The sequence below is a fragment of the Shewanella sp. GD04112 genome (genome assembly GCF_029835735.1).
Lineage (GTDB): Bacteria > Pseudomonadota > Gammaproteobacteria > Enterobacterales > Shewanellaceae > Shewanella.
Map to the genome: position 1 here is coordinate 3,325,192 of NZ_JAOEAL010000001.1, position 15,472 is coordinate 3,340,663.

Below are 15,472 nucleotides of genomic sequence, written 5' to 3' on the forward strand. Positions count from 1 at the left end.
CAGTGCCTTGGCTTAATCCTAAAGTCTTAACAGACAAGCAGTTAAAGCCTACTTGCCTGTTACTTTAAACTGACGTTAAAACACTATGGTTTTATTGCCGTAAACCACTACTTGCTCATTTAACACTAGCTGTAACGCTTTACTGAGGACACTTTTTTCGACATCGCGCCCCGCTTTGGCCATTTCGAGTGCGCTGTAACTGTGATCGACGGGGATCACATCCTGTTTAATGATCGGCCCTTCATCGAGGCAATTATTCACAAAATGCGCCGTCGCGCCGATGATTTTCACTCCTCGCTCCCAGGCTTGGCGGTAAGGTGCGGCACCGATAAAGGCTGGTAAGAAAGAATGATGGATATTGATGATACGGTTTGGATATTCGGCGACAAAATCCGGCGTCAGTACCCGCATATATTTGGCGAGCACCAGATAATCGGGCGCATATTGCGACACGGCGGCCAATAACGCCTGCTCATGCTGAATTCTGTCGAGCCCTTCGTGACTCACGAGGTGAAAAGGAATATCAAATTTTTCAACCAATTCCCTTAACACATCATGGTTACCCACCACGGCTGCTATCTCAACATTCAAGCCGCCATAGTAGGCCTTCATCAACAAATCGCCCAAACAATGGGCCTCTTTGGTGACTAATACTACGATGCGCTTCTTGCCCGCGCTGACCAAGGTCATATGATTTTGGGCGGGTAAGACCTCCCGCAGGTCCTGCAGTAATTGCTCGCTATTAAAGTGCCCTTCGAGCTCAGTACGCATAAAAAATCGCCCCTGAGCATTATCCACAAACTCACTGTTTTTAATGATGTTAAGCTGATGATTGAAGCAAACACTGGTGATTTTGGCGATAAGCCCTTGGGCATCGGCGCAATCCGTCATCAAGATTTTACGTGCTAAGGCGGGTTGCGCGTTCGATACTTGTTCATGCTGTGACTGCAAAATCTGATCTCCTCTATGGTCCCTCATTCGAGTGTGCCATAGCCAATCCACTCACACAGCATGAAAAGCTTATTTTTTGTGATAAAAAGTGAATTTATTGTGAGTTAACTTTATTAAACACAATAAAGCAGCGATTAATTTCAATAAGATTCAATATCAGCGCCGAGTATCTAAATAGCGCTGCAAGACTTTGCGTAGAGTTTCAGCCTTGGTGCCATACACCACTTGTACGCCTTTGCCCATCACAATCACGCCCTTAGCACCGAGCTGGCTGAGTCGCACTTTATTGACGAGCTCAGGGCTGTGCACACTTAAACGTAAACGGGTGAGACAAGCATTAAGCTCGACAATATTCTCACGACCACCCAATGCCGCAATGATGGCCCTTAAACTCTCTTTGGCGCCATGGGGTTCATCGGGTTCGAGTCGTCCTGGCGTCTTTAAATTAAATGCCAGAATACTGCCCCTAAACAGCAGGTAATAAATCACCGCCGTCAGCGGGCCTAAGAATATGAACCAGCCCGTATTGCGCGACAGCGAAAACAGCAGCGTGAAATCCACCAGCCCATGGGAAAACACAATACTGTGGTGAATATCGAGCATGATGCAGACAAAATATGCCAGCCCCGACAGCAGCACATGGATAAGAAACAAAAATGGCGCCACAAACATAAAGGCGAACTCGATAGGCTCTGTGACTCCGGTCAGCCAACTGGCTGCCGCCGCGGAAAGCATAATACCCGCGACCCGATTACGCTCTGAGGGATCGGCGCAGCGCCAAATAGCCAGTGCAGCTGCGGGCAGTCCCCACATTTTAATCAAATAACCGCCCGCTAAATTCCCCGCCTGCGGATCGCCAGCTAAATAGCGCGCCACTTCCCCCCGAACCACTTCCGAATTCTGTAACTGGTATTGGCCAACTTCTAAATAGAAAGGCGCATTCCAGATATGATGCAAACCGAGGGGAATGAGTAAACGTTCGAGCGCGCCATAAACACCAAAGGCGATGGCCGGTTTTTGGTAAACCGCCCAGTCGGACACACGCTCGATGAGCAGAGATAACGGCGGCCACACATGGGCAAGGATATAACCTAAACCCATCGCCAACGGAATGATCAATAAAGAGGCGCTACGTCGCCCCTCAAAAAAGGAGAAAATCGCGGGCAGGCGAATATATTGACTCCAGCGCACGGCAAAGCAAGTCACGCCACCTATTAACATGCCGCCAGCAATGCCAGTGTCTAAGGTTTCCATGCCGAGTAGCAATTGGGTCGGCAGTTGGTAAAGATCCGCTAAGGCGGCTAAGGTGGCAGTCATCACCCCATAACCAAATACGGCAGTAAAAGCGGCGATGCCTTGATCGCGGCAAAACCCTATCGCCACCGCCACCGCGAACAAAATGGGCATGATGGCGAAAATCAGTTTGCCAACCGCCAGCATTAATACGGTTAGCACCTCGGGCATAAAAGGGATTGGGCTCACAGTTAAGCCCAGCATCACACCCGCTGCGGGTAAAATCGCAATCGGAATTAACAGTGCCTGACTTAAGCGCTGGGCAAATTTAAACCACTGCTGAGTAACGAAATGACCTAAGCGGCGCGTTCGGATTTGACGATTTGATTCCAGCTTTCCAGCCATTTTATCGCTTCGACCTCGGGTTCCATGGTTTCACAGGCATCAATTTCAAGACGCGCCACAACGGGTTTGGCGCCTAGCTCGCTGAGCAATTCATCTACCGATTTACCCGCACCACAAAAGGTATCGTAACTCGAATCGCCGAGTGCTATCACACTGTATTTCAGCTCAGGCAGATAAGGCGCTGTCTCCTTAAGATGATAGTACCAAGGCTGAATATCGTCGGGTAAATCCCCTTGCCCTGTGGTCGAGGTCACTACCACTAACAACTCATCCTGTGGCGGCGTAAATTGACTAATTTCATTCGGTTGCCACAATTTGGTGTCATAACCTAGTTCTGTCAGCGCTTTTTCTAAGGTTTCGGCGGTAAATTGTGCGCTACCATACACAGTGCCAAACACCAGATTAACTTTTTTCATGATATACTCCGTGCCACATGCGTAAACGCAACTTAGCTGAAGTTACTTTATTGTGAGGCTTTAGGGCAAGCAACAAGGTAAAAATTTTATAAATCAAGTTATTGAGCATGAGGAAGCGAACTGATGCGACAGAGCAATAGGCAAAAACACCTCAAGCACCAACATAAAACCACCCAAATTAGACGCAAACATTACTTTCACGCCGCCCAGCAAAATCTGCAATTCCCGCTAACCGTTCCGGCGGAATACGCCAACTTAGCCAGCTTGATATCCAGTCTCAAACCAACCAGTAGTTAAGACCGCCGGATGTTGCAACGAATTGCATGCCACTAAGCAGATAGCCACGATGCAAGCTTAAGTGAGCACACGCCTTAAACGCCCAAACAAGTATTGTTTTAAACTGTCGTCGTTTGCTCTGCAATCAACACACTTGGCTCGCGACAAAGCGCGGCATCGTCCCAGCCCAGTCCGGCAAACACGGTTTCCCATTCTGGCTCAAGCTCGGTTTCAATACTTAAGCGCTCAAGTGTCACCGGGTGAGTAAAGGTTAACTTCTTCGCAATCAGCCACAATCGATTGATATCGAAATGCGCGCGGAAAAACGCATTTTGCTTCCCATCGCCGTGGGTGGTATCGCCAATAATCGGATGGCGTAAATGCGCCATATGGCGTCTGAGTTGGTGCTTACGCCCCGTTTTTGGGCTCAGTTTCACTAACGCGAAGCGGCTGGTTGCATAACGCCCCGACGGATAAGGAATTTCGGTATTTAATAGCGGCTCATATTGAGTCACAGCATCCTGCGCGGCTTTATCTTGATTGGCAAATTTGTCAGCCACCTCATCCAATTCGACTTTAAGCGCATAATCCAAGATGCCACTCTCGTGCATATTGCCACGCACCAGTGCCAAATATTGTTTTTCAATACTGTGGTTGGCAAATTGCTCGCAAAGGGCGTTGGCCACCTCACTGCTTTTGGCAAATAACAACACGCCCGAGGTGGGTCTATCTAAACGGTGTACTGGAAACACATGACAACCAACCAAGTCACGAGTCAGCTGCATAGCAAAAAAGCGCTCACGCCGCGCTAAGTAGCTGCGATGAACCAATAATCCCGCGGGTTTGTGGATAGCCACCAAGTGCTCGTCTTGATACAAAACACACAGTTCAGGCGCAGGCTCTGACTGCTCGTCGCTCTCGCTTGGGTTATATTTATCCTCTGGCATATCCAGCCAATCATCATCTAGGTTCATTTAACAACATATCCAATTCATTCAAGACACCGATTAAAGGCGCTAACGCCGCTTGTTCAGACCACACATGTTCCGCCATCGGGGCTATCGCAATTTTGCTTGGCAAAGGTTGCCCCGCATCGATAAGGGCTTGCATGCGCGGAATAAAGATAAACTGCAACCATTGCTCTAACGACATCAGATCGCAGGCAAAAGGCGCCGTACTGGCCATGGCTTCATCACTGGGCGCACGAGTAGACCAAAGACCGGCACTTTGTAGCTCGTGGGCAATTTGGGCTAGTTTGGTTTGAGTTTGGCTGTAAAGCATAGATATAAGGTCCATTAAGCCACAGTCATTCGACAATTTAGCGCTGCGACTGAGGCGATAAAACTGTGGCAATCATACCATCGCGGACAACTTCCCCCTATAATGTCGCCAATTTATTGAGCCTTTTTGATTGATATGGCAGCCAAATGACTGAAATTACAACGCTTAGCCAATTTTTAACGACAGCCAAAACCCAATTCCAAGTCTATGAATTAGGACGAAGAGTGCAGCACATCGATATGCTGGCCTTCCATCAAATCGAATCATTAGTCACGCCCTACCCTTACCCCATACAAGGGCATGCCCAATTTGCCATCGTGTTTTGGAATGAGAGCCAACAACACTTTATTTGGTTCCTAAAGCTACCGTTAGACGAACAAGGACTGCTCTCGCCTGCGCCGCGCTCACAGTTTATTGAAATGGTATTAACGGCACTGGGGCAAGATCCGACTCAGCCATTAACCGATGAACAGCAGGATCGCCTCGCTAACAATCCGTTTAGCTTTAAACCCAGCCAAGAAAAACTGGCGGTATTTAACGCCTTAGTGCGTAAACAGTTAGGGTTAAGCGCCTCTATTCAATATGAATTTGCAGTGCAATATCTCTCGGGACAAATTGCAACGAGTGAATGGCAGCATATTGGCCTGCAAGGATTGAGCGACGTGTGTGTTCGCCTTGGCGAGTTAGATCACGAGCAGCAACTCCTTGCCAGTTTTGACAATAGTGCGATTGAAGTGCAAATTGCCCTGTGCCAATGTCTCGAACATCTGCATTTAACAGAAGCGCTTGCCAATAAGCTTTACGCTAAGTTTGTGGCGGCTCCTCCCGAGTACCAAGCCTATTACTTGCGCGCACTCGCTTCTCATACCGAATTGAGTCAGCAAGCCCTCGCCCATCTTCAACAAGCCGAGCGCTTAGAGGCCAATGAACTCATCAGCATCGCGGGCCGAAACTGGACCGTATTAAAGCAAGAGCTGAGTCGCAGTATTTACCTGGAAGCACTGGCACGACAACCCCAAGCCTTTTTTAATCAGATCTTTGCTGATATTGTGGCGATTCCCAGTTTGCGTAACCACTTATTGGGTGAGTTAAGAAACCCCAATCGGAGTGTTCAACTATCACAGGCCATTGGCGGCTTGTTTAAGGCTACAAGTAAATGATGTCAGATCTGCTGTTAATTATTGCGCTAGTTGTGGTTGCGGCCTTCTTTTGGCAATTACGTCAAATGGCAGAATTGAGCCGTATTTTTGCCGAAAAAGAATGTTGTAGACAAAAAGTACAACTCTTAGCCATCGCAATGGAAACGGCTCGCCCCAGCCTTGGCGGCACGACAGGGATCTGTTGGAAGGCAAAATACCTATTTGAATTCAGCACCGATGGCATCAACCAATACCGCGGCCATATTTGGATGCTAGGGAAAAAAGTGCAAAAGATTGAATGGCCTATTTTCCCAGAGCCAGAATGGCAAGAAGCACCAATGGCCAAAGGCAAGTTTGGTGGTTGCGGCAGCCAAAGTAGCTGTAGCTCGGGCAAATGCCATTAAGCGATTACAGTGTAAAGCTGGACTGAATAGATAACGCCGAGCTGTATGGATAACACTAAGCCATAGCTCGGCTCTACATCCGTACTCAATCAGCTTAATCTGCACGAATACCAAAAAAGAAAGGGCGTGGTCATAAGACCACGCCCTTCTGTTCTCTGTTAAGCTATCCCGCTATTTTCGTGCTCCCTGCACCATCCATGCGTCAACTTGCGTCCTGCATCATCCCTGTTCAATCCGTGATATTTCCCTGTACTCAACGTACTTCCCTATCTCTTGGCGTTCCTTTTACCAAGCTTGCTCTTTCCTGAGCGGTTCCAGCATCATCCGTGAAATAGGTTCAGTAGCATCCTTTCTATTGCACTCCATGTGCCATTGCAATCCTGTGCAATTAGGCTATCTATCCCTGATAGTCTTTCCTTCCGTGGTTCGCATCGCTTTCATCCTGAAAGTCTCTCCTTACCACTCCATCAGTGTTTAGTCCTTAAACACTGTCCAGTCATCCTGACTGCTAACTTCCTGTTCGCTGTAGTTCCGTCTACAAATGAATTCTACGACAGCCATGGCAGGGCGGCTTTCGCAAAAGATAAAAATGTAAGCCGCCATATTAAGTTCATAATAGAAAAAATTTCTTAACATATTGATTAGATGTGACTCACCTAAAACTAGGTAGTCATTGTCAGTCAAAAAACTTACAAATCACTTACAGCCTTGTGAGATATATCTCACAAGAAGTCGGGCAATTTATGCCATTGGAAGGCACAAACATTGATTTATCCCGAGACGTTTAAACACTGCAAAGGAAATAACGACCGCATAAAAGAGTAAAAATCGTCCGCTATATTTTATTTTCAGATATACCGCACGTAAAAGTGGACATTATGACGTACCGTAAAAAAAGGCGTAGGAGAATAGAAAAAAGAAAGGGGCGCACTATGTGCACCCCATTTATCCTCTGCAAGCCATCCTGCTTGATTGTGCTCCCTGCACCTTCCTTGCGATCGTTTGCTCCCTGCAAGCGTCCTTCTATCCCTTTATTTCCCTGTGCAGTGAAGTCTCCACTACACTCAATCCTTTGACCCGAATATCCTATTTCGGCTCCTGTCACATCCAGTGACTCTTCCCTATCGCGTCCTGCTGAATCCTTTCCTCACCTTAGTACAAGCTGTTCACCCTTATACTTATCCTTTTACTTGATACTTCCTGCATCCAGTAACGCTTAATCCTTAAGCTTGTCCTTTTCATCCTGAAACCTGCTATCCCAGCAGATACAACGTCCTCTATCATCCATGAGAAAGCAGCCTTGCTTTTCCTTAGCCTATCCTAGGCAGATGACAGTTTTCCTACTGTCAGTGGTTCAAATCCAAGAACCTGAATTCGTCGCTTCTTGCGTCCCTCTCGCCTGTATTGCAATCCTTGCTGTCCATTTGCTTTGGCGATGAGTTAATTCTACGTGGTTCTCGTTATTTTTGTTTCGGTTAAAGAACACACACTAGCGCACTTTTCATACAATCAAGCTTTATTAAAACATAACACCATGATTTTAAATACACTTTAAAAGCTGTGATTACAAAACAGTCAGTAAGAAAACATTTTATCCTACAGCCTTTGTAAGCGATCTCTCACACGGGTGTCAGCTTCTCACTGGTAAGGGACATTTAGCACTTCAACTTACCGGTGAGAATTTGTGCAAACATCACCCAATCACCCATCAAACTGTACAAGGGATATTGGAATGTCGCGGGGCGATTATGCTCAAACACAAAGTGTCCCACCCAAGCAAAACCATATCCCACTAGGGGGATAAACAGTAAAAGCCAACCATTTGCGAAAAGCAGCGCAGCGACGAATAACAGGAGCACCAAAAAACTGCCAATAAAATGTAGCCGCCTACAGGTTAAATCTTGGTGCTGTGAGAGGTAAAAAGGGTAAAACTCAGCGAAGGAGCGGTAAGGTTCATTCATCTTGTTGGCCCGTGTAAAAAAGTAATTGTCCGGCCACATTGCCTATGCTCAATTCTCCGAGGGAGACAAAATCATGTTGCATAAATAACTGGCTATGGGCTTCTTGGGTGGTAAAAACTCCAATCCCCTCAAGCTCGGGCTGCTCATCGCACCAACTTACTACGGCTTGCACGAGTTGATGGCCTAATCCCTTTCCCTGCTCATTGGGCGCAAGGGCAATAAATTGTAGGATCCCGCAGTGCTCGCTCGGTAGCTGTTCGACGATGCTCGATTCTTTCTTCATCATCGCCTGAGTCGATTGCCAGCCCGTACCAAGCAACATCTTGAGTCGCCAGTGCCAATAGCGGCCCTCCCCGAGGGGCACTTCCTGAGTGACCACACAGGCAACACCAACTAAGCGTGTTTGGTCAAACAGCCCGATTAATGCTTGCTTCTCCTGCCAGAGCGCATTCAACTCTTCACGGATTGCGGCACGTAATTTTTGTTCGTAGGCGAATTTGTCTGAAGTGGATAAAGCATCCACAAAGAAAGGATCGTCATGATAGGCGTTGTAGAGAATCGAAGCGGCGAGGCGTAAATCTTCGGCGGTGAGATAAACTGCACGGCACTCATCCAAGGTATTATTGTCCATTATTAGAATTCCTTGATTTAGATCACACTCTTAGGAGTAATTATCACTGTATCAAGGAAACTAAAAAGTGCAAATTTTAATCATAGATTGCATTTTTCAGTGAGTTGCATACCCTAAATAAAGGCACACAGAGAGGATGCGAGCATGGATACAACGCCGGTCGATTTGAGTCATCTATTTGAACAGTTGGGATTAGCCAATCAAGCTCAAGCCATAGGGCAGTTTATTGCGACCCATCAACTTCCCCCTGAGACACACTTAACCGAAGCGCCATTTTGGACGCAGGCACAAAAGAGTTTTCTGACCGAGGCATTAGAGGCCGATGCCCAGTGGACCGAACTTATCGAGCAGCTCGATGTGCAATTAAGAAAGCCCTAATGGCTTAGGGCTGACACTGAATCACTTCATGGCGAGTTGCGTTGAGTCGTTAAATTTTGCTGTAGGCGGTGTCGCCCCAACCGACTAACACACTGTTACTTAAGACGATTGGCGTGCATTCATCCTTAGTGGTTTTACCGTCACTGTGGGTATGCTGGGTGCGATAAAAGAGTACCAACACTTCTTTATCGGCTTGGCCGTCTTTCTGCTGCAGATAAGATTCGCTAAAGTCCGAGGCGCCCATCAGGGTCATCACTTGGTCTTTGCTCATACCAAGGCTGAGCTTAGTCAGATTATTGCGGTTTTTGTCCTGTGTTTTTTCCCAAGATTCGTTGCTATCCCACTTAGATTCACTGTCACCGACATTGACCACACAACCGCTAAGACCTAAGCTTGCTAACCCTAAAAACGTGACCGCGATGAGTTTGCGATTAATATTTGCGTTCATATTATGACTTCCTGTGTACTTGTTATAAAAATGCTTAAAAAGCAAAATCAATGCCAAACGGCAATACATTGATTTATAAGAACTAAAATAACCACATCACAGTAAGTTAGTGAAAAACACGATATAGATTAAGGAATTTCACTTATTATGAGTCCGATTGACCAAGTGTTAGCAGCAGCGTGCGCACTCGAAGCCAGCGGTAAAACCCCAAGCCTTGCTCTGATAAAAAGCCGCGTCGGTAACAAAATCCCCATGCCGCTGTTAATCCAAGGATTACAGCAGTTTAAATCGATACCCAAAGCCGAGCGTGAGCGTTTAGCGGCCCAATCACAGCCCGTGGTTGAAGAGACTCATACCGCCGAAGCTTCGCCACCCACAGTCGCCACACTGGCGCAACAGTTAGCCCAGTTACAACAGGGCATTGAGCAAGCTCTCGCGTTAAAAAACAACGAGATCATGCAACTCAAAAATGAACTTATCGAGCTGAAACAACGTGTCACTCAACTCGAATCCCAAGGAAAATCCGCTTAATGTTTGTCACCGAATTGCGCTTTGAATGCTTTGCCGATACCACCATCAGTGCGGCAGAACGTGCCATCAATCAATTACTCGAAGCTTACCGCGCTAATGGCCAAATCCTCGGCCGCGAATTTGCCGTGGCCTTTAATGAGGGTGAATTTCGAGTACGTCTCCTCATGCCTGAAAAAAACAGTTTGAATCATCGTTATCACAGCCCTTGGGTGAAAAAAGCGCTGGCGGAATTAACCGAGGCTAAGCTACTGGCGCCACGCGAAAAATTTATCGGTCAGGATATTAATTCTGAGGTGAGTAACACTGAGCCACCCAGTTGGCAACTGCTCTACACTAGCTATGTGCATATGTGCTCGCCCCTGCGAAGTGGCGATAACTTATTGCCCATTCCGTTGTACCAAATCCCCGCTACCTTTAATGGCGATCATAAACGGGTTATCCGCTGGCAAACCGAGTGGCAAGCCTGTGATGAGTTACAAATGGCGGCTGCCACCAAGGCAGAATTTGCCGCGCTGGAAGAATTATCCAGCCCAAACAGTGATTTATTTAGGAGAGGTTGGGACTTACGCGGCCGAATAGAATACCTGACCAAAATCCCCACTTACTATTATTTGTATCGCGTTGGAGGACAGGATCTGCAATCCGAGTTAGCTCGCCCCTGCCCACGCTGTGGCAGTCACGACTGGAAACTCGATGAGCCGCTATTAGATATGTTCCACTTTCGATGCGAACCATGCCGCATAGTGTCTAATTTGTCTTGGGATCATCAATAACATCCCGTACTGAAGCGCAAACTCGGCAGGCAAAATAGCCGAGTTTGCGAAACAGGTTTGCAAGAGGATTTTTCAAGAGACCTTTGCAACATTTCCCCGCGCTTAACGCTTACCTATCAGGTTGTGCCACATACGTTTAAAGCTGGCAAAAATCCCCGGATGTTCGAGCGCTGGCATAGGCAATTCTTCATGTTTCACAGGTGGCGCGATACGTGGCGATAAAGCCTCAATAAATTCAGCTACACTCGGCGCCAATTGGGCAGAAGGTAGCTCGCCAGGGATTTCAACCCACACACTTCCATCGGCATTATCAACGGTTAGCATCTTATCGCCCTCATCGAGCAAACCAATAAACCAAGTTGCCGGTTGCTTGAGCTTTTGCTTCATCATTAAGTGGCCGATGATATTTTGTTGCAGGGCATCAAAATCCGCCTCGTTCCATACCTGCAACAATTCGCCCGTGCCCCATGGTGAATCAAACAACACGGGCGCTGCAAAATATTCACCATAAAAGTGATTGATATCCGGCCACAATGTTAGCTCAAGCGCATGTTCAACATTCGCAAAACTGCCTAGGTGTTCACGCTTAACGGGGAGCCAAGACACCGCCTCATCGGATGATTCATCAAACTCACCTTGAATACACAAAGATGGCTCGCCCTGCGGGTAATATCGCGGTAATTCGCCTAAAGTTGATAGGTAAGACTGATGATAGTTTTGCAAAAATTTATCGAGAGCAGGCAGACAAGACACTTAAGCACAATCCAATTTCGGGTATAATGTGCGCCTATTTTGACATGGAAACAGTATTGATGACACACAATCACGATCCCTATAGTGATGCAAAAGAGCTTGCCGGCCTAACCTTAGGTAAAGCCACGGATTACCAAGCCGAGTATGATGCGTCGCTGCTGCAAGGGGTTCCTCGCTCACTTAACCGTAACGCTATCAACCTCACGGCGGAAAGTTTGCCTTTCCACGGAGCCGATATCTGGACGGCCTATGAGTTGTCATGGCTAAACGCCAAGGGCAAACCTATGGTGGCTATTGCCGACATTCAGCTAAGCCATGAAAGCCAAAATCTGATCGAGTCAAAATCCTTCAAACTGTATTTAAACAGTTTTAACCAAACCAAGTTCGACAATATCGAAGCAGTGCAAAAAACCTTAGTGCAGGATCTCGCTGAATGCGCCCGAGGCCAAGTCACAGTGAAGATTATTGAGCCTAAGAGTTTTGGTATTCAACGCGTCGTCGAGCTGCCTGGCACTTGCATTGACGATCTGGATATCGAAGTCAGCGACTATGACTTTAACCCAGATTATCTTGAAAACAGCACAGATGACAAACAGATTGTTGCCGAAACACTCAATTCTAATCTGTTGAAATCAAACTGCTTAATCACCTCTCAGCCGGACTGGGGCAGTGTGATGATCCGTTATCAAGGGCCTAAAATCGATCGCGAAAAATTACTGCGCTATTTGATTTCGTTCCGCCAGCATAACGAGTTCCACGAGCAGTGTGTCGAGCGGATTTTTGTCGATTTAAAACATTACTGCCACTGCACTAAGTTAACCGTTTATGCCCGCTATACCCGTCGCGGCGGCCTAGACATTAACCCTTACCGCAGTGATTTTGAGCACCCAGGCGAGAGCCACCGCTTACCAAGACAGTAATCAACTTGCAGCAAAAAGCCTTGAGTAATCAGGGCTTTATATTATCTGTTGTAAGCTTTCAACCAAACTCACAACTTAAACTGTACCTGCACTTAACCCAAATTCGCCCTAAAAATCTCTTGCACTTGGCTCAAGGTGGCATTGTTTGGCAGGCTGAAATACAAGTAACCATCGCCACGGAATGCGCGGTCAAGCTCAAGCAATACATGGGTTTGCTCAGCATCGCACACCAGAGAAACCTCTATCTCTCGCAAACGATTAAAGCCCATATTGCGCGGCTTAAACTCTAGCTCTTGGTAACAACCCGAAGTGGAACGAAAGGCGCGCGTATTGAGGAAACCTTGCTCCACATCGGCTTTCACCAACACAAAACCAAGGCCGTCCATCGCCTTTAACACATGCTCGGCAATCGCCGTTGGCATAATAACCAGCGCATCGATATCGCTAGGGTCGAGCGCGGTATCTATGTCCACTCCCGTTTGTAACCATACCTGGGATTGATTATTGCGCACTGGGAGCTGAGTAAAAGGGGTTTCGGGGTGCAATTTACCTGAAAACGGGATCTCGCGAATTTCACCCGCTTGAATTTCAAAGGACTCAGTTAAGCACCAGCTCGCCAAGCGATGGTTCTTAAAATAGTCGCCGTTATCGCTACTCACTTTCACCTTAGTCATTAGGGCTAAGTCGAGGCCGGAGATCTGCTGCGGCACATTACCGCCTTTAACGACGATAGTGGCATTAAAGATTTGTCCTGGCTGCAGTCGATTATCAATTAATTGGGTATCGACCGTCGCACCACCGATTCCGACAGAGGCCAGCAATTTTTTAAACATGGGATTTCCTTATGTTGCTAAGGCTGCACGGATAAGCAGCCTTAATACAGCGGTTATTCAATTAATGAGCAGATTTGCACTCGAGCAATAATTGCTGGAAATGCGCGCCTAAATCCTGCTGAGCAAATTGTTCACTGGCGAGTGCCATTTGCTTAAGGCTTTGCATGGCTTGCTCGACGCCTTGCTGTTCGATCAAACTTTTGGCATAGGCCGCCGCATCCGCGCCCTTTTGTAACAGGCTTGCGACTTGATCAAAACTCACCTCTTGTTCCATCACCTTCTGTAAATCGCCAAGTAATTCCGCCACCTTGGCCGACTCTACTAAGGCGCCTTCGACACTCACTAATTTACCGAGGGGATCTTGGCTAAGTTTTTCGGCCACACAGGCAGACACAGTGCCCGCGGCCGCACTTTGGGCGACCACATCGAGCCCGCGGCTGCGGATTTGTTCAACCACTTGTTGTAGTTGGGGATCTTGAGCAAGCCATGCCTGCTCTAATTGCTGTTTTTCATCGCCACCAAAGTAGCCACAGCCACCGAGCAGTAGCAAAGTGGTGGTCGATAAAAAGCATTTGAATTTCATGATTAACAACCTTGTCAGTGAGTTCTCTGGCGTGACTATAGCGAGCTAGGTTTAATCCAAAATGAAATATGAGCGGAGGAATAACAAAGTCAGTTGGAGGGACAAGAAACTGAATTAAAAGCAGTAATTCAAAGCGATAATTCCAAGTACTCATTTAAAGCACTCGTTGAAAGTGTTTTGAAAGGTTTGCGTAAAGCAGCTATTCAAGAACGAAGGCGACCTAAGCCTTAGTGCGAAGGCCAAACTAGATGGCAGAGCACGCCGCCAGTAATGCAGTGATACTGGTCAGCTGCATCGAAATAGTCACCTTCGCCAACCTGTCATCCTGCACTAAGCTGTCACCATCAACCAAGCTGAGCCCAAAACGATATTCCTCATCAAGTCGGCCAAAATAACTCCGCCAATGCTGGGCATGGGAGCTTGTGGCATTGAGTGCAGTTTCAGGTTCGATCCGCAGCTTAATATTGGAATAAAGTGGAATACGCGATGGGAGTTGAAGATAAGAACAGGGCATAGCTTGGCTCGGTAAAGCAAAGTTCTCTTGTAGCTTGAGTTCAACCCAGTTCGGGGAGTCGACAGTTTGCAGCGCGCAATCATCAACTACCAGCAAACTGTTTGGTGCTAAGTCAAAACCAAAAGATTTCAGCGACTGCGCTAGGCCCAAACCCGTTGCCTTGATATAGGATTCCTTGAGTGCCCAAAGATCAAAAAAGCGCTGCCGCTGCGCATCCTCGCCCTCAAGGGCTAATAAGCCTTCGGCTTCAATCGGGGAAAAATAATGATTAAGGATCGGGTAAATATGAGTACTGGCGCGGGAGCGCTCTATATCCACACCCAAGCCTAAACGGGGTTGCGCTGTATTAGCAGTTTCTCCCTTGTCATCGTCTTGCGCTAAAGCAATCAATAACCAGTGGCCACTGTGGCTCAAATTAAACTCAATGCCAGTACTCAGAAACTGCTCATGGTTAAGACTGGGTTTACCCTTTGCCCCATACTCAAAACACCAATCTTGGGGGGCAATCTGTCGTTGGGAGGAGCAAGGTGAGGCGCCACCGCGAGATGACAATCCTCGAGATAAAACGCAGCGCAGCGCCGCTCGCACCAATAAGCCGTTCATTTGCGCCTTGGGCGCCCGGTAACGCGCCACTTTAGCGCGCTCGTCCTCACTCAAGAGCGCCATACACGCATTCGTACTGGCCGTATCCATTTCGGTTAATGGTATAAAAAAAAGCTCAATATTCATTAATTTATCCCAACAACCCTTGAGTTTAACGGCTGCCCTATTCTACTCAGTTCTACTCGCCTGACGAGCAGTATCTTAATTTTGTTTCTAATCTTATGAATTTAGATGATTATTTAAATGTATTCCCTGTGCTAAACAGGAGTTGGGCTCCTTTGAACAGAGTCATTTGAACATTAAAAAATCATTTCAAGTCCCATATGATTGTATCGAGCCGAAACCTCAGGTAATCTGCATCAGCATTGTGCGTAACAAAACACATAGCTCACGGGTTTTAAGCCTAGATTAAGCATGAGTCCACACTCCGCTTTGGCAG

Annotated in this window: 19 protein-coding genes; 7 read left to right on the top strand and 12 right to left on the bottom strand. The window is 47.2% G+C overall.

The features are described from left to right. Positions 1-75 precede the first annotated feature (75 nt). From purU to N7386_RS14770, 3 genes are all read right to left on the bottom strand, one after another. The gene (purU, locus tag N7386_RS14760) at positions 76-891 is read right to left on the bottom strand and encodes a formyltetrahydrofolate deformylase (RefSeq protein WP_023267379.1); all 816 of its coding nucleotides are present in this window, start codon (positions 889-891) and stop codon (positions 76-78) included. A 216-nt stretch (positions 892-1,107) separates the two neighbouring features. After that, on the bottom strand, positions 1,108-2,589 hold the full coding sequence (locus N7386_RS14765; protein ID WP_279769372.1) for a PTS transporter subunit EIIC: 1,482 nt from the start codon (positions 2,587-2,589) through the stop codon (positions 1,108-1,110). After that, positions 2,541-3,005 carry a flavodoxin gene (locus N7386_RS14770; protein ID WP_249555889.1) on the bottom strand — a complete coding sequence of 155 codons (465 nt, stop codon included), beginning with the start codon at positions 3,003-3,005 and terminating at the stop codon, positions 2,541-2,543. The genes N7386_RS14765 and N7386_RS14770 overlap by 49 nt, the downstream gene beginning before the upstream one ends. 123 nt (positions 3,006-3,128) lie before the next feature. Between N7386_RS14770 and N7386_RS14775 the strand changes: the two genes are divergently transcribed. Next, positions 3,129-3,302 (top strand): hypothetical protein, encoded by a 174-nt coding sequence (locus N7386_RS14775; RefSeq protein ID WP_086902369.1) that lies wholly within the window; start codon positions 3,129-3,131, stop codon positions 3,300-3,302. A 98-nt stretch (positions 3,303-3,400) separates the two neighbouring features. Here the strand turns inward: N7386_RS14775 and truC are convergent, their stop codons facing one another. Together truC and N7386_RS14785 are read right to left on the bottom strand one after the other, a co-directional pair. Next, entirely contained in the window at positions 3,401-4,255 is an 855-nt protein-coding gene (truC, locus tag N7386_RS14780; RefSeq protein ID WP_279769376.1) for a tRNA pseudouridine(65) synthase TruC, read from the bottom strand. Continuing rightward, on the bottom strand, positions 4,242-4,562 hold the full coding sequence (locus N7386_RS14785) for a YqcC family protein (RefSeq protein WP_220056133.1): 321 nt from the start codon (positions 4,560-4,562) through the stop codon (positions 4,242-4,244). Before N7386_RS14785 ends, truC begins: the two co-directional genes overlap by 14 nt. A 146-nt stretch (positions 4,563-4,708) precedes the next feature. Between N7386_RS14785 and N7386_RS14790 the strand changes: the two genes are divergently transcribed. Both N7386_RS14790 and N7386_RS14795 read left to right on the top strand, forming a co-directional pair. Then, positions 4,709-5,722, top strand: coding sequence for a DUF3549 family protein (locus N7386_RS14790; protein WP_279769379.1), 1,014 nt, complete (start codon positions 4,709-4,711; stop codon positions 5,720-5,722). After that, entirely contained in the window at positions 5,719-6,105 is a 387-nt protein-coding gene (locus N7386_RS14795; protein ID WP_011623404.1) for a DUF3301 domain-containing protein, read from the top strand. The genes N7386_RS14790 and N7386_RS14795 overlap by 4 nt, the downstream gene beginning before the upstream one ends. A gap of 1,655 nt (positions 6,106-7,760) precedes the next feature. Here the strand turns inward: N7386_RS14795 and N7386_RS14800 are convergent. Both N7386_RS14800 and N7386_RS14805 read right to left on the bottom strand, forming a co-directional pair. Continuing rightward, positions 7,761-8,066, bottom strand: coding sequence for a DUF962 domain-containing protein (locus tag N7386_RS14800; protein WP_279769382.1), 306 nt, complete (start codon positions 8,064-8,066; stop codon positions 7,761-7,763). Then, a complete protein-coding gene (locus tag N7386_RS14805; protein ID WP_279769383.1) occupies positions 8,059-8,697 on the bottom strand; it encodes a GNAT family N-acetyltransferase in 639 nt (212 codons plus the stop codon). Before N7386_RS14805 ends, N7386_RS14800 begins: the two co-directional genes overlap by 8 nt. 144 nt (positions 8,698-8,841) lie before the next feature. Here N7386_RS14805 and N7386_RS14810 point away from each other — a divergent pair, with 144 nt between their 5' ends. Continuing rightward, positions 8,842-9,075, top strand: coding sequence for a DUF2789 domain-containing protein (locus tag N7386_RS14810; RefSeq protein ID WP_011623407.1), 234 nt, complete (start codon positions 8,842-8,844; stop codon positions 9,073-9,075). 49 nt (positions 9,076-9,124) lie between these two features. Here N7386_RS14810 and N7386_RS14815 read toward each other — a convergent pair whose 3' ends face one another. Beyond that, a complete protein-coding gene (locus N7386_RS14815) occupies positions 9,125-9,523 on the bottom strand; it encodes a DUF3192 domain-containing protein (RefSeq protein ID WP_011623408.1) in 399 nt (132 codons plus the stop codon). Between the two features lie 147 nt (positions 9,524-9,670). On the opposite strand from N7386_RS14815, the gene N7386_RS14820 reads away from it, so the two are divergent. Both N7386_RS14820 and N7386_RS14825 read left to right on the top strand, forming a co-directional pair. Next, positions 9,671-10,054, top strand: a complete 384-nt coding sequence (locus tag N7386_RS14820) for a hypothetical protein (protein WP_279769387.1) — start codon at positions 9,671-9,673, stop codon at positions 10,052-10,054. Then, positions 10,054-10,827: a Zn-ribbon-containing protein gene (locus N7386_RS14825; RefSeq protein ID WP_023267368.1), complete on the top strand. Its 774-nt coding sequence runs from the start codon at positions 10,054-10,056 to the stop codon at positions 10,825-10,827. Before N7386_RS14820 ends, N7386_RS14825 begins: the two co-directional genes overlap by 1 nt. Positions 10,828-10,929: 102 nt before the next feature. On the opposite strand, the gene syd is transcribed toward N7386_RS14825, so the two are convergent. Further along, positions 10,930-11,580, bottom strand: a complete 651-nt coding sequence (gene syd / locus N7386_RS14830; RefSeq protein WP_279769391.1) for a SecY-interacting protein — start codon at positions 11,578-11,580, stop codon at positions 10,930-10,932. 59 nt (positions 11,581-11,639) lie between these two features. On the opposite strand from syd, the gene queF reads away from it, so the two are divergent. Then, positions 11,640-12,500: an NADPH-dependent 7-cyano-7-deazaguanine reductase QueF gene (queF, locus tag N7386_RS14835; RefSeq protein ID WP_279769393.1), complete on the top strand. Its 861-nt coding sequence runs from the start codon at positions 11,640-11,642 to the stop codon at positions 12,498-12,500. 92 nt (positions 12,501-12,592) lie between these two features. On the opposite strand, the gene N7386_RS14840 is transcribed toward queF, so the two are convergent. From N7386_RS14840 to N7386_RS14850, 3 genes are all read right to left on the bottom strand, one after another. Further along, positions 12,593-13,333: a sporulation protein gene (locus N7386_RS14840; RefSeq protein ID WP_279769395.1), complete on the bottom strand. Its 741-nt coding sequence runs from the start codon at positions 13,331-13,333 to the stop codon at positions 12,593-12,595. A 61-nt stretch (positions 13,334-13,394) separates the two neighbouring features. Beyond that, positions 13,395-13,916: a hypothetical protein gene (locus tag N7386_RS14845; protein ID WP_279769397.1), complete on the bottom strand. Its 522-nt coding sequence runs from the start codon at positions 13,914-13,916 to the stop codon at positions 13,395-13,397. A 244-nt stretch (positions 13,917-14,160) separates the two neighbouring features. After that, positions 14,161-15,159 (bottom strand): 4'-phosphopantetheinyl transferase superfamily protein, encoded by a 999-nt coding sequence (locus N7386_RS14850; protein ID WP_279769399.1) that lies wholly within the window; start codon positions 15,157-15,159, stop codon positions 14,161-14,163. Positions 15,160-15,472: the final 313 nt, after the last annotated feature.

Excerpts from the sequence above, each read along its gene's own strand:
- N7386_RS14800 (WP_279769382.1), bottom strand. The coding sequence starts at position 8,066 with ATGAATGAACCTTACCGCTCCTTCGCTGAGTTTTACCCTTTTTACCTC.
- N7386_RS14790 (WP_279769379.1), top strand. The coding sequence starts at position 4,709 with ATGACTGAAATTACAACGCTTAGCCAATTTTTAACGACAGCCAAAACC.
- N7386_RS14785 (WP_220056133.1), bottom strand. The coding sequence starts at position 4,562 with ATGCTTTACAGCCAAACTCAAACCAAACTAGCCCAAATTGCCCACGAG.
- N7386_RS14850 (WP_279769399.1), bottom strand. The coding sequence starts at position 15,159 with ATGAATATTGAGCTTTTTTTTATACCATTAACCGAAATGGATACGGCC.
- N7386_RS14770 (WP_249555889.1), bottom strand. The coding sequence starts at position 3,005 with ATGAAAAAAGTTAATCTGGTGTTTGGCACTGTGTATGGTAGCGCACAA.
- purU (WP_023267379.1), bottom strand. The coding sequence starts at position 891 with ATGACGGATTGCGCCGATGCCCAAGGGCTTATCGCCAAAATCACCAGT.
- N7386_RS14795 (WP_011623404.1), top strand. The coding sequence starts at position 5,719 with ATGATGTCAGATCTGCTGTTAATTATTGCGCTAGTTGTGGTTGCGGCC.
- truC (WP_279769376.1), bottom strand. The coding sequence starts at position 4,255 with ATGAACCTAGATGATGATTGGCTGGATATGCCAGAGGATAAATATAAC.
- N7386_RS14815 (WP_011623408.1), bottom strand. The coding sequence starts at position 9,523 with ATGAACGCAAATATTAATCGCAAACTCATCGCGGTCACGTTTTTAGGG.
- N7386_RS14765 (WP_279769372.1), bottom strand. The coding sequence starts at position 2,589 with ATGGCTGGAAAGCTGGAATCAAATCGTCAAATCCGAACGCGCCGCTTA.
- N7386_RS14845 (WP_279769397.1), bottom strand. The coding sequence starts at position 13,916 with ATGAAATTCAAATGCTTTTTATCGACCACCACTTTGCTACTGCTCGGT.
- N7386_RS14840 (WP_279769395.1), bottom strand. The coding sequence starts at position 13,333 with ATGTTTAAAAAATTGCTGGCCTCTGTCGGAATCGGTGGTGCGACGGTC.
- N7386_RS14775 (WP_086902369.1), top strand. The coding sequence starts at position 3,129 with ATGCGACAGAGCAATAGGCAAAAACACCTCAAGCACCAACATAAAACC.
- N7386_RS14810 (WP_011623407.1), top strand. The coding sequence starts at position 8,842 with ATGGATACAACGCCGGTCGATTTGAGTCATCTATTTGAACAGTTGGGA.
- N7386_RS14825 (WP_023267368.1), top strand. The coding sequence starts at position 10,054 with ATGTTTGTCACCGAATTGCGCTTTGAATGCTTTGCCGATACCACCATC.
- N7386_RS14820 (WP_279769387.1), top strand. The coding sequence starts at position 9,671 with ATGAGTCCGATTGACCAAGTGTTAGCAGCAGCGTGCGCACTCGAAGCC.
- queF (WP_279769393.1), top strand. The coding sequence starts at position 11,640 with ATGACACACAATCACGATCCCTATAGTGATGCAAAAGAGCTTGCCGGC.
- N7386_RS14805 (WP_279769383.1), bottom strand. The coding sequence starts at position 8,697 with ATGGACAATAATACCTTGGATGAGTGCCGTGCAGTTTATCTCACCGCC.